The organism is Cupriavidus oxalaticus (genome assembly GCF_004768545.1).
Taxonomy (GTDB): domain Bacteria; phylum Pseudomonadota; class Gammaproteobacteria; order Burkholderiales; family Burkholderiaceae; genus Cupriavidus; species Cupriavidus oxalaticus_A.
This window is the reverse complement of the sequence record NZ_CP038634.1, coordinates 1938555-1951546: the sequence shown is the minus strand read 5'-3', so window position 1 is coordinate 1951546 and position 12992 is coordinate 1938555. Positions and strand designations below refer to the sequence as shown.

Genomic DNA, 12992 nt, shown 5'->3' with positions numbered 1-12992 from the left:
CGCCTGAAGCCGGCGCCACCACGTACCCACCGGAGTCAGCATGAAAGTCAGTCAAGCCGTCGCCAGCCGCAAGTCCGTTCGCGGCTTCCTGGACAAGCCCGTGCCAGCCGACACCATCCGCCGCGTGCTCGACGCCGCGGCGCGCGCGCCGTCGGGCGGCAACCTGCAGCCGTGGCATATCCACGTGATCGGCGGCGAGGCGCTGGAGCGCTTGCGCGGCATCATGCGCGAGCGCATCGCGCACACGCCCAAGGGTGAAGACCGCGAATACAACGTCTATCCGCCCGAACTGGTTGCGCCTTATCGCGACCGGCGCTTCGAGGTGGGCGAGGCGCTCTACCACTACCTTGGCATCCCGCGTGAAGACAAGGCGCGGCGCCTCGCCCAGTTCGCCAGCAACTTCACGTTCTTCGGCGCGCCGCTGGCGCTGTTCTGCACCGTGGACCGGCGCATGGGTCCGCCGCAGTGGTCGGACCTGGGCATGTACCTGCAGACCGTGATGCTGCTGCTGCGCGAGGAAGGGCTCGACAGCTGCGCGCAGGAATGCTGGGCGATGTATCCGGAGACCATCGGCAGCTTCCTGCAGCTGCCGGCCGAGCGCATGCTGTTCACCGGCATGGCGATCGGCTTCGAGGATCCCGAGGCGCCGGCCAACCAGTTGCGCGCGGCGCGCGCACCGCTGGCGGAGTTCGCCGAGTTCATCGGCATCTGAGAACTGGCACCGCGCGCAGTTACGCACGCGGCGCCAGGATCAGAGCAGCCCCAGCTGCCGCGCGATCGCCACCGCCTGGGTGCGGTTGCTGGCGTGCAGCTTGGCGCTGATATTGCGCAGGTGCGTGCGCACCGTGGTCTCGGACACGAACAGGCGCTCGGCCATGGCGACATTGGAAAAGCCTTCCGCCAGCAACTGCAGCACCTTCTGCTCCTTGGGCGTCAGCGGCTCCACCAGCGCCGGCGGTGCGGGGCGGCCGGCCGCCCCGCCAGGCGCTTCGCCGGCTTGCTGGCCGCATGCATGCAGCAGTTTTTCCACGTAGGCGGATGGCAGGCTGGCGCCCTGGCGGGCGCAGGCGTCGGCCACCAGCCGGCGCACGTCGTCACCTTCGTCGGCGAAAATCCGCACGAAGCCCTCGGCTGCCCCGAAGCGCAACGCCTCGCCCATCACCACCAGCGCATGCGTGCCGTCGCCGCTGCGCTGGCACGCCTGTGCCAGCAGGATGCGCAGCTTGAGCGCGCGGCGCATCAGCTGGTTGCTGGTGGCGGCCGCCAGTTCGCGCTCGATCGCGTCGCGTACCTGCGCCCCCGGGCGGGCATGCACGTCCAGCCGCAGCCTGCCGACAAAAATGTCCTCGACGTCGCTGGCAAACGAGCTGACGCCCGGACGCGTGCGCCACAGCGCCGGGTCGGCGGCGCGCTCGATCGCCTCCTGCGCGGCGTGCACGTTGCCCTGGCGCAGCGCCAGCCGCGCGCGCTCCAGCATCGCCGCCATCACCAGCCGGGTCAGGCCGCGGTGGTGGCCGAGCGCCTCCAGCTGCGCCAGCCATTCATGGGCCTGGTCGGTCTCGCCACGCTCGAAGGCGATGCGGGCCAGCACGGTATGGCCGGTGATGATCTGGTCCGGCAGGCCGAGGTCGCGCGACAGCGGCAGATACACGGTAAGCAGCCGGCTGGCGCGGTCGGTATCGCCGCTCTCGTACAGCCCTTCGGCCAACAAAATGCCGGCCATGGCGTTGCCGTTGGTCGGGCCGAAGCGGTTCGGCAGCATCGTGCGCGCGGCGATGCGGAAGCGCCCGAGCGCCTGCTGCAGCCGTCCCTGGCGCAGGTCGATCAGGCCTTCGACCGATTCGGAGAAGATCTTGTTGAAGTTGCTGTCCGAGCCGCGCACGGCCTGGCGCGCGATCTGGAGCAGCCGGCGCGCCTCGGGATAGTCGCCGATGACCGCGGCCAGCCGCGCCATCGACGTACCCAGGATCGCATCCGGGAAGGCGTAGCCCATCGGCAGCGGCGGCACCTCGTTGCGGGCGAAGGCACGCGCGTCGTCGAAGCGGTCCATCATGTTGAGCAGCACGTGGCGCAGCGCGCGGATATGCGCGAGCAGGTCGCCGGCCGCGCCTTCGGTCGGGATCGCCTGCAGCAGCGCGATCGCGTCGGCCGGGCCGCGCGTGAATGACACCGCCCACGCATGCGCGATCTGCAGCTTGGGCCAGCGGGCCAGCTGTTCGGCCGGTACCGCCTCCAGCCAGCGCGTCAGCAGCCGCATGCGGCCCTGCCCCAGCAGGTCATCGACGGCGCTGTCCAGCAATTCCAGCGCATGGCCCAGCGCGCCGGCCGCGAGTGCGTGCTCGATGGCGGGCACCGGGCGGCCCTGAGATTCGTACCAGCGCGAGGCAGCCAGGTGCAGTGGCGGCACGGCGTCGGGCATCGACTGCGCCAGCTGGCCGCGCAGGAAGCCGGAAAACAGGCTGTGATAGCGGTACCACTGCTCCGCTGCCGCGCCGGTGCCGCGCTCGCCGTAGCGCTCGCTCTCCAGCGGCAGCAGGAACAGGTTGGCGCGCTCCAGCCAGGCCAGGATTTCGTCGCTGCTGCCGGCGCCGCCCCCGGATGGCGGAGCGGCCTGGCAGACCGCGTCGCACAGCGGGCCGCAGAGCTGGTCGAGGATCGAGGTCCGCAACAGGAAGTCCCGCACCGCATCGGGCAGGTGCAGGAAGACGTCTTCGACCAGATAGTCGGCAATTGCCGCGTTGGAGCCGGAAAAGCCGGCAATGAACCCCTCGGGCTGGCTGCGCCGCTCCATCGCCACCGAAGCCAGCCACAATGCCGTGGCCCAGCCTTCGGTGCGCCGGTGCAGCGCGCTGATCGCGGCTGGCTGCAATTTGAGCCCACGGGCCTCGCGCAGGAAGGATTCGGTCTCGCTGGCGCTGAAGCGCAGTTGCGCGGGCTCGATCTCGAGCAGCTCGCCGCGCGCGCGCAGCCGGCCCAGGCCGCTCTCCGGCACCCAGCGCGTACCGATTACGACACGGCAGCCCGGCGGCAGGCTTTCGACCATCTGCCACACCAGGCCGCTGACGGCGGCGTTCTGGATCGATTCGAAGTCGTCGAGGAACAGCGTGAAGGCGCCGCTGTGGCTGCCCAGCCGGTCGATCAGCGCGAGCGCCTGCTCGCCGGGATCCTGCATCAGCCCGGAGCGGGGCGGCTGGGCCGCTGCGCCGAGCGCCTGCGCGATGGCGGCCTCGACCGAGCCCAGGAAGCGGGTGGCATCGTTGTCGGAGCGGTCAAGGGTGAGCCAGGCGGTGCGCCCGCCCGCGGCTTCCAGGCGCGCACGGCACTGGAGCATGGCGGTGGTCTTGCCAAAGCCTGCGGGCGCGCGCACCAGCACGAGCTTGACGAAGTCCGCGGCGCACACGGCGTCGCAGATCGACGCGCGCTCGACCTGGAACGGCGTCAGCAGCGGTGGACGCAGCTTGGCGGCCAGCGCAGCGGCGCCGGTGGCGGACGGCATGCGCCGCCCGGTCTCCTCGATACTTGCCATTGGCGATTTGTCGTCTTCCGCGCCGCAGCGCCCTTGCGGCAATGCGAAGGGCAATGCGAAGCGATGCGCCCGCCCGCGCAGCAGCGCGGGCGGGCGTGACTGTGATGGAACACGGAATTATGGCGTAAACGCGCGCGGCCGCGCGCCGCCGAGGGTTCGGGGTCTCTTCAGGCGGCCTTCCGGCTGGATTAAGGGGCTCCCGGACCGCAGCGCCGCTGCGCTCGCCGGGCACAAGCCGGATGCCGGCGCCGCCTTCACACCAGCTTGTTGCCGTGGCCGGTCCAGTAGCGGTCGCGCAGCAGCCGCTTGAGCAGCTTGCCGGTCGGCAGGCGCGGCAGCTCGGACTCGAAATCGACCGAGCGCGGGCATTTGATGGTGGACAGGTTGGCGCGGCAGAACGCGATCAGCTCGGCTGCCAGTTCCGGCCCGGCCTGCGCCATGTCGGCCGGCTGCACCACAGCCTTGACCTCTTCGCCAAAATCCTCGTTAGGTACCCCGATCACCGCCACGTCAAGCACCTTGGGGTGCGTCATCAGCAGGTTCTCGGCTTCCTGCGGGTAGATGTTGACACCGCCGGAGATGATCATATTGGCCTTGCGGTCGGTCAGGAACAGGTAGCCGTCGGCATCGGCATAGCCGACATCGCCGATGGTGCTCCAGTCCGGATGCCGGGGATGGCGCGATTCGGCCGTCTTGGCCGGGTCGTTGTGGTATTCGAAGGCGCGGCCTTCGGCAAAATAGATGGTGCCGGGCTCGCCGGGCGGTTGCAGTTCGCCGTCGGGGCCGCAGATGCGCAGCTTGCCGACCATGGCCCGGCCGACGGTGCCCTTGCGCTGCAGCCATTCCTGGGTGCTGACCACGGTCACGCCGTTGCCTTCGGTGCCGGCGTAATACTCCCAGATCACCGGCCCCCACCACGCGATCATCGCCTCCTTGACCTGCACCGGGCATGGCGCCGCGGCATGGATCGCCACGCGCAGCGACGACACGTCATAGGCCCGGCGCTGTGCCTCGGGCAGTTTGAGCATCCGCGAGAACATCGTCGGCACCAGCTGCGTATGCGTGATGCGGTGCTGCTGCACCAGTTGCAGGTATTTCTCCGCGTCGAAATGCTCCATCACCACCGCGGTGCCCCCCAGCGCTTGCACCGACATGTTGTAGCGCAGCGGCGCGGCATGGTATAGCGGCGCCGGCGACAGGTAACGGGTCTCGGCATCGAAGCCATAGAGCCGCTGGCACAGGCTGGTCAACGTGGTGGCATCCTCGATGCGCGGGCTGCCCGGCGGCGCGAATACGCCTTTGGGCCGGCCCGTGGTGCCCGACGAATAGAGCATGTCGCCGCCAGTCACCTCGTCCGCGACGCGCGTCGTCGGGCAGCTTGCCAGGGCCGGTTCATAGGCGTCGTAGCCGGGCACCGTGCCGTCCAGCATCAGCCGGCGCTTCAGCGCCGGCGTCTGCGCCACCAGCGCGGCCGCGATCTCCGCCTGGGCGTGCGTGGTCACCAGCACCTGCGCGGCGCTGTCGTTGACGATGTAGGCGGCATCGGCCGCGTTCAGCTTGGTGCTCAGGCAGATATAGACGATGCCGCTGCGTTGCGCGCCCCAGCATAGCTCGAACATGCGCGGATGGTTCTCCAGCATGAACGCCACACGGTCGCCGGGGCGCAGGCCCAGCGTGCGGAACAGGTGCGCCACCTGGTTCGAGCGCTCGTCCAGCTCGCGGTACGTGACGACTGCGCCGCTGCTGCCCATGATGACGGCCGGCTTCTCCGGCGTGCGCTGCGCGTGGATGGACGGATGCATGGCGTTGGGCTCCTCGACAGGGGTTCGCTGGATTGGGATGGTGATCCCGCATTCTGTGAACGACCCGCCGGTTCAACCATCGTCGGAAGCGACGAAGCGTGGCGCCGGCATTTTGATGCGGCGCCGCATGAAACGAGCAAGTGCGGGCGTTGAGCGGCGCCTGCGCACCTTCGTCCGATGCGACGATGCGCCGCCCGTCGGCGTGCCCGGATCATGCTGACGCAAACTATCGCAGCCACGCCATCCCCCATTCCCGAAGGAGCCGAGGTGGATTTCAAGTTCAGCGAAGAACAATCGATGCTGCGCGACACGCTCGCGCGTTACCTGGCCGACCACTACGCTTTTGAAGCGCGCCGCGCCGCGGTCCAGTCCGCAACGGGCTGGCGGCCCGATTGCTGGCGTGCGTTCGCGCGCGACCTCGGCATCCTGGGCGCGGGCTTTGCCGAGTCGGTCGGCGGGCTGGGCGGCGGCGCTGCCGAGCACATGATCGTGATGGAACAGTTCGGCCGCCACCTGGTGCTCGAACCTTATCTCGGCACCGTGGTGCTGGCTGGCGGCGCGCTGGCGCAAGGCAGCCCGGAACTGGCGGCGCAGTGGCTGCCCGCCATCATCGGTGGCGAGGTCACCGCGGCCTGGGCGCATGCCGAGCCCGCCAGCCGCTATTGCCGGCATGACGTGCAAGCCAGCGCCACGCGCGCTGGCGACGGCTACAAGCTGAGCGGACACAAGCACGCCGTGGTGGGCGCGCCTTCCGCGTCGCACCTGGTGGTCAGCGCCCGCACCGCTGGGGCGCGCCGCGACCGCGAGGGCATCAGCCTGTTCTGGATCGCACGCGACACGCCCGGCGTGACCCTGCGCGAATATCCCACCTTCGACGGCATGCGCGCGGCCGAGGTGCTGCTCGATAACGTACAGGTGCCGGCCAGCCAGCGCATCGGCGCAGAAGGCGAGGCCTTAGCGCTGATCGAGCGGCTGTGCGACCACGCCCTGGTCGCGCTGGCCGCGGAAGCCAACGGCGCGATGGCGCGCATGCTGGCCGACACCATCGACTACGCACGCCAGCGCAAGCAGTTCGGCGTGCCGATCGGCACGTTCCAGGTGCTGCAGCACCGCATGGCCGACATGTATATGCAGCTGGAGCAATCCGTGGCACTGACGCAGGTCGCGGCGATGCAGGCCGACGGCGCGCAGGCGGACTTTGCGCAGGCGGCGTGCGCGGCCAAGGTCCAGGCCGGCCAGGCCGGGGCCTTCGTCGGCCAGGGCGCCGTGCAGATCCACGGCGGCATGGGGGTCACGGAGGAGCTGGCGGTGGGCCACTATTTCAAGCGCGTCACGGCGATCGACCTGCAGTTCGGCTCGGCCGAGCACCACCTGCGCCGCTACGCCGACCTGCTCTATCCCGTCGCGGCCTGAACCGCCAACCCCTGACGACTACCCCAGCGAGGCCCGTCGATGCATCTCGATTTTTCCCCGCAAGACCAGCAATTCCGTGAAGACGTGCGCGCCTGGATCACCGAGGCGTATGACGACGAACTGCGCGCGATGATGGCGCAGTCCAAGAACGGCTATCTCGACAAAGCCGGCCAGGTGCGCTGGCAAAAGGCACTGCATGCGCGCGGCTGGGCCGCGCCCAACTGGCCGCAGGAATACGGCGGCCCGGGCTGGACGCCGACGCAGCGCTTTATCTTCCAGTCCGAGCTGGCCACGGCCGGCTGCCCGCCGGTATCGCCGATGGGGCTGAAGATGGTGGCGCCGGTGCTCATGAAATACGGCACGCCGGCGCAAAAGGCGCGCTTCCTGCCGCCGATCCTGGCATCGGACGTGTGGTGGTGCCAGGGTTATTCAGAGCCCAATTCCGGCTCTGACCTCGCGTCCTTGCAGCTGCGCGCCGATCCCGGCACCGACAGCGACGGCGAGCACTACATCCTCAACGGCTCCAAGATCTGGACGACGCATGCGCAGTGGGCCGACTGGATGTTCTGCCTGGTCCGCACCAGCCGCGAGTCGAAGCGGCAGGAAGGGATCTCGTTCCTGCTGCTCGACATGCATACCCCCGGCATCACGGTGTCACCTCTGCCGACGCTGGACGGCCCGGTGGCCGGGCAACAGGAAGTGAACCAGGTCTTCTTCGAGAACGTGCGCGTACCGGCGGAGAATCGCATCGGCGACGAAGGCAAGGGCTGGACCTATGCCAAGTACCTGCTGGAGTTCGAACGCGGCGGCACCTACAGCCCGATGCTGCGCAAGCAACTGGCCAAGGTGGCGCAGATCGCCGCCGAGCAGACCGCCGACGATGGCGGGCGGCTGCTCGACGACCCCTCCTTCCGGCGCAAGCTGGCCACGCTGCACGTGCGCACCGCCGCGCTGGAGGCGGTCGAACTGCGCGTGTTTTCGGGCGTGGAATCGGGCACGTCGATCGGGGCCGCGTCGAGCATGCTGAAGCTCACCGGCACGGAGACGTTGCAGGCCGTCAGCGAGCTGGCGGTCGAGGCCGCCGGTCCCGCGGCATTGCCGTTCGTGCAGGACACCTGGGCCGGAATCCAGGGCCGCGAGGCCGCGCTGCGCGTGGGGCCGGACTATGCGGCCGTGCTGGCGCCGCGCTACTTCAACTACCGCAAGGCGTCGATCTACGGCGGATCAAACGAGATCCAGCGCAATATCATCGCCAAGCTAGTGCTGGGGCTTTGACGTGGCGTGCCGGCAGGTTGGTCCTGCCGGCTGGGCCTCAGACAAATTCCTTCAGGAACGCCAGCCTGGCGTCAGCCGATACCTGGGCGTGAACTGCCGCCTGCAGCGTCTGCGACGGCAGCCAGGGATACGGCAAGGCAGCCTGCAAGGCCGCCAGCATGGCCGCGCCGGCATCCGGCACCACGTCCATCCGCGCGATATGGATGTGCAGGCTGCCGATGCGGTACGTCCCATCTTGCTGCCGCGCAAAGCCCCAGCGGTAGACGCCCTTCCCCGCGCGCAAGGTATGCGCCGCCTTCTCGCGCATCAGCACCAGCCACGGCACCGTCAGCGTGGCTCCCGCCTCCGCCAGCGACAGGTCGCCGACGTAGTAGGTCCGGCAGCGGTCGAAGGTCTGCGCGAAGTCAGTCACCAGCGTCGCCGCGATCGCCGCGGCGCCTTCGGTCTTTGCCGGGAAGCTGATGGTGTCGGTGTCGATCGAGAAGGTCAGCGTCGCATCTTGCGCGAACGCCTCGTGGATCAGCGCGGGACGGTTGTTGTCCTTGGCCTCGACATAGCTGGCCAGCAGCGCTTGCGCTTCGGGTAGGGAGATCGGGTTCATACAGGCAACGCGTTGGCGTAAAAAGTGAGGCCGGGCAGCACGGCAGGCCGCGCGGCGAGTTTGGTAGAATTTGGCACAAAGCTTGCATTACAAGCTAATTGAACAATCCGCCGATGGCTACGACTCCTGCAAACAAGACCCTGACAATCACGCATCCGGCTTGCCTGATCGATGGCTCGGACCGCGAGTTCCGGCACCTCGTCAATGGCCTGCTGCCGTTTGCCGCGCGGCTGCTGTCGGTGCGGGACGGCTTTGGCAACCTGGTCGGGCTGACCGGCGTGCAATATTCGCTGATCCGCTCGATCGCCCACCTGTCGCAGCAGGGCGAGGTGACGGTGAACCAGCTGGCCGACCACCTGCACCTGAGCGGGCCGTTCATCACCATCGAGACCGGCAAGCTGAAGAAGCTCGGCCTGATCGACAAGAAGGCGCACCCCGACGACAAGCGCAAGATGCGCCTGACCATCACCACGGCGGGCAACAAGCTGCTCAATGAACTGCTGCCGGTGCAGCAGCAGATCAATGACGTGCTGTTCGACGGCGTCACGCGCACCGAATTCAAGGTGCTGTGCTCGGTGGTCGATCGCCTTGTCGCCAACGGCGACCGTGCCGCGCTCGACCTTGAGCACCTGCAGGCGCGCCGCCTGAAAGGCTAGGGACATGCCCCTGTCAATGCGCGGCCCATTGCACCGTGCCGACATCGATGCCCTCCTGATGCATCTCCCATAGCGGGCTGAGCTCGCGCAGCTTCGACACCGTGGCGCTGACCTGGCGGATGACTTCGTCGACTTCGGCCCCGGTGGTGTAGCGGCCCAGCGTGAAGCGGATCGAGCTGTGCGCCAGCTCGTCGCTGCGGCCCAGCGCACGCAGCACGAACGACGGTTCCAGCGAGGCCGAGGTACAGGCCGATCCCGAAGACACCGCCACGTCCTTGATGCCCATGATCAGCGACTCGCCTTCGACGTAGTTGAAGCTGATATTCAGGTTGTGCGGGATGCGGTGTTCCAGGCTGCCGTTGACGTAGACCTCGTCCAGCCGCGACAGGCCCGCCAGCAGCCGGTCGCGCAGCGCACCGACACGGCGTCCTTCCTCTTCCAGTTCCAGCCGCGCCAGCCGGAACGCCTCGCCCATGCCCACGATCTGGTGCGTCGGCAAGGTACCGGAACGCATGCCGCGCTCATGGCCGCCGCCGTGGATCTGCGCCTCCAGCCGGATGCGCGGCTTGCGGCGCACGTACAGCGCGCCGATGCCCTTGGGCCCGTAGACCTTGTGCGCGGTCACGGTCAGCAGGTCGATCTTCAGCGCCGCCAGGTCGATGGGGATCTTGCCGGCGGCCTGCACCGCGTCGCAGTGGAACACGATGCCAGCAGCGCGGCAGATCTCGCCGATCCGCGCGACCGGCTGGATCACGCCGATCTCGTTGTTGACCATCATCACCGACACCAGGATGGTGTCCGGCCGCAGCGCCGCGCGCAGGACATCGAGATCGACCAGGCCGTCCGTTCCCACATCGAGATACGTCACCTCGAAGCCTTGCCGCTCCAGTTCGCGGCAGGTATCGAGCACGGCCTTGTGTTCGGTCTTGACCGTGACGATGTGATTGCCCTTGCCGCGGTAGAAATGCGCCGCGCCCTTGATCGCGAGGTTGTTGCCTTCGGTGGCGCCGGAGGTCCAGACGATCTCGCGCGGGTCGGCATTGAGCAGCGCCGCGACGTGCGCGCGCGCGGTTTCCACCGCCGCTTCCGACTGCCAGCCATAGCTGTGGCTGCGCGATGCCGGGTTGCCGAACTGCTGGTGAAGGAACGGCACCATCTTGTCGACGACGCGGAGGTCCACCGGCGTCGTCGCGCTGTAGTCCATGTAGATGGGAAGGTTGTCTTGCTGGTTTTGCATGGGGCGCATTCCTGGCTGCGGAGGGAGTACGACCGGGGGAGAAAGTGAAACCGCGCGAACCGCGCGAACCCGCTGGTCAGGGAAAGTGCGGCCGAGTCTAGCACCGGGCCGCGCGGCCGGGGGCGGGCCGCCATGCTGCCGATAGGGTTGCTCCGTGCTGTCGCACGCGCCATCCGCAACGCCCCAACCCCCAATTCCACTTCCCGAAAACCTTTGTGCCACAAGGCTTTCCGGCATTCACGCGGCGGCGCAGCGTGCGCGCCAGGCTCCTCGCCTAGGGTTTCCACCAACTTGAATACCGCAGTTTGTTAGCATTCAATGAAACCTAAGTTACAAAGCTAATTAAGAAAACAAACCGCGGCAGCCACAGCGGTTGCCCAAACATGCGTAGGAGTCGTGATGGCTGAGTCATCTGTCGATCAGGGCGTCGTAACGGACGCCGATGCGCAGCGCCGCTTTCGCAACGCGCTGGCCATGTTCGCCACCGGCGTCGCCGTGATCACCGCGCCGCGCGCCGGCGAGGTCCCGGTCGGCATCACGGTGGCGTCGTTCAACTCGGTATCGCTGGATCCGCCGCTGGTGCTGTTCTCGGTCGATCGCCGCTGCCTGAGCCTGGCTGACCTGCGCAGCGCGCCGCGCTACGCGGTCAACGTGCTGGCCGAGGCGCAGCAGGATCTCTCGAACCGCTTTGCCCGCGCCAGCTCGGGCAAGTGGGATGGCATCGACTTCGGCAACGTCAGCGACAGCCATGTGCTCTTGCCAGACACGCTGGCGACGTTCGAGTGCGAGCCCTATGCGATGCATGACGGCGGCGACCACGTGATCTTTATCGGTCGGGTGGTCCGCCATCAGGCCCGGCATGACGGCCGGCCGCTGATCTTCTTTGGCGGCAAGTACCGGGCGCTGGAATACAGCCCCACCGCGGCCTGAACCCAACAACACAAGCAGTCAGCTACAGGAGAACGACATGATCAAGACCGGCACCCAGCACATCGCCATGCTGCGCGATGGGCGCGAAGTGTACCTCGATGGCAAGCGCGTCACCGACGTCACGGCGCACCCCGCCTTCCGCAACTCGATCCGCAGCTATGCCAATCTCTACGACTTCCAGGCGCGTCCAGAGAATGCCGACAAGATGACTTTCCGGCCCGAAGGCAGCGACCGGCGCGTCAGCCGCATCTGGGAGCTGCCCACCAGCTACAACGAACTGGTCGAGCGCCGCGAGATGCTGGAAGCCTGGACCGCGCTGCACTACGGCTTCATGGGCCGCTCGCCCGATCATGTCGCGTCGTGCATCTCCGGCATGTACATGGGCATCGACGTGCTCGAGCAGGCCGATCCGGCGCGCGCCGGCGCCTTGCGCGACTACTACCGCTACGCCCGCGACAACGACCTGTTCCTCACCTATGTGATCGTCAACCCGCAGGCCAACCAGGCCAAGGCGGCGCACGAGCAGGAAGACAAGTACCTGGCGGTGGGCATCGTCGACCAGGACGCGGAAGGCATTACCGTGCGCGGCGCCAGGATGCTCGCCACCAGCGGCATCATGGCCAACGAAGTGTTCTGCAGCTGCATCCAGCCGCTGCGCGAGGGCGACGAGATGTATGCGCTGTCCTTCGCGGTGCCGATGAACAGCAAGGGCCTGAAGGTGATGTCGCGCAAGTCGTACGAGGCCAGCGCCACCTCGGTCTTCGACAACCCGCTGGCGAGCCGCTTCGACGAGAACGATGCGGTGCTCTACTTCGACGACGTCAAGGTGCCCTGGGAACGGATCTTCGTCGCGGGCGACGTCGCTATGTGCGCGAAGCAGTTCCATGCCACGCCGGCGCACGTCTACCAGAACTACCAGTGCCAGGTGCGGCTGATGGTCAAGCTGCGCTTCCTGGTCGGCCTGGCGCACCGCATCACCGAGATCAACGGCACTGCCGGCTTCCCGCAGGTCAAGGAGCTTCTGGGCCAGCTCGCCGCCGAGGCAGGCATGGTCGAGGCCTGGGTCTATGGAATGGAAGCGAAGGGCCAGGTCAACCAGAACGGCTACTTCATTCCCGACCGCGGCATGCTGTACGGCTCGCAGGTGGTGACGCAACAGCTCTACGCCAAGGTGCTGAACACGCTGCGCGAGCTGGCCGGCGGCGGCATGATCATGCTGCCCTCCAGCATCGAGGATTTCGCCAATCCCACGCTGGCCGACATCATCGCCAAGACGCAGAAATCGCCGGTGTGCAGCCCGGAGGAGCGCGTCAAGTTCTTCAAGCTCGCCTGGGACGCGGTCGGCTCCGAGTTTGCCTCGCGCCACAACCAGTACGAGATGTTCTACGCCGGCGCCACCTTCGTCACCAAGGGCCATGCCTACCGCACCTACGACTGGAAGCGCGCGTCGGGCCTGGTCGACAGCATGCTCGGCAGCTATTCCCTGCAGGACGAACTGGCCCGGCTGCCGCAGGCCGCCTGACCCGCTCCCCTCCCGTTCCCCACCCTTGCC

Annotated in this window: 10 protein-coding genes; 6 read left to right on the top strand and 4 right to left on the bottom strand. The window is 67.8% G+C overall.

Annotated features, from left to right (window positions below; all coding sequences use genetic code 11):
- The first annotated feature begins 40 nt into the window (after window positions 1-40).
- Window positions 41-712, top strand: coding sequence for a nitroreductase (locus E0W60_RS08705; protein ID WP_133098414.1), 672 nt, complete (start codon window positions 41-43; stop codon window positions 710-712).
- A 39-nt stretch (window positions 713-751) separates the two neighbouring features.
- Here E0W60_RS08705 and E0W60_RS08700 read toward each other — a convergent pair whose 3' ends face one another.
- A complete protein-coding gene (locus E0W60_RS08700) occupies window positions 752-3526 on the bottom strand; it encodes a LuxR C-terminal-related transcriptional regulator (protein WP_135703675.1) in 2775 nt (924 codons plus the stop codon).
- A gap of 254 nt (window positions 3527-3780) precedes the next feature.
- A complete protein-coding gene (locus E0W60_RS08695) occupies window positions 3781-5328 on the bottom strand; it encodes an AMP-binding protein (protein ID WP_135703674.1) in 1548 nt (515 codons plus the stop codon).
- 267 nt (window positions 5329-5595) lie between these two features.
- Here E0W60_RS08695 and E0W60_RS08690 point away from each other — a divergent pair, with 267 nt between their 5' ends.
- Together E0W60_RS08690 and E0W60_RS08685 are read left to right on the top strand one after the other, a co-directional pair.
- Window positions 5596-6741, top strand: coding sequence for an acyl-CoA dehydrogenase family protein (locus E0W60_RS08690; RefSeq protein WP_135704014.1), 1146 nt, complete (start codon window positions 5596-5598; stop codon window positions 6739-6741).
- Between the two features lie 39 nt (window positions 6742-6780).
- Window positions 6781-8016 (top strand): acyl-CoA dehydrogenase family protein, encoded by a 1236-nt coding sequence (locus E0W60_RS08685; RefSeq protein WP_135703673.1) that lies wholly within the window; start codon window positions 6781-6783, stop codon window positions 8014-8016.
- A gap of 37 nt (window positions 8017-8053) precedes the next feature.
- Here the strand turns inward: E0W60_RS08685 and E0W60_RS08680 are convergent, their stop codons facing one another.
- Complete coding sequence (locus E0W60_RS08680) at window positions 8054-8617, bottom strand: nuclear transport factor 2 family protein (RefSeq protein WP_135703672.1); 564 nt, start codon at window positions 8615-8617, stop codon at window positions 8054-8056.
- Between the two features lie 113 nt (window positions 8618-8730).
- On the opposite strand from E0W60_RS08680, the gene E0W60_RS08675 reads away from it, so the two are divergent.
- Window positions 8731-9273 (top strand): MarR family winged helix-turn-helix transcriptional regulator, encoded by a 543-nt coding sequence (locus E0W60_RS08675; protein WP_133098409.1) that lies wholly within the window; start codon window positions 8731-8733, stop codon window positions 9271-9273.
- A gap of 13 nt (window positions 9274-9286) precedes the next feature.
- Here E0W60_RS08675 and E0W60_RS08670 read toward each other — a convergent pair whose 3' ends face one another.
- Window positions 9287-10510, bottom strand: coding sequence for an IscS subfamily cysteine desulfurase (locus tag E0W60_RS08670; protein ID WP_135703671.1), 1224 nt, complete (start codon window positions 10508-10510; stop codon window positions 9287-9289).
- Window positions 10511-10909: 399 nt separating this feature from the next.
- On the opposite strand from E0W60_RS08670, the gene E0W60_RS08665 reads away from it, so the two are divergent.
- On the top strand, window positions 10910-11440 hold the full coding sequence (locus E0W60_RS08665) for a flavin reductase family protein (protein WP_133098407.1): 531 nt from the start codon (window positions 10910-10912) through the stop codon (window positions 11438-11440).
- Window positions 11441-11477: 37 nt separating this feature from the next.
- Window positions 11478-12962: a 4-hydroxyphenylacetate 3-hydroxylase family protein gene (locus E0W60_RS08660; RefSeq protein WP_135703670.1), complete on the top strand. Its 1485-nt coding sequence runs from the start codon at window positions 11478-11480 to the stop codon at window positions 12960-12962.
- Window positions 12963-12992: the final 30 nt, after the last annotated feature.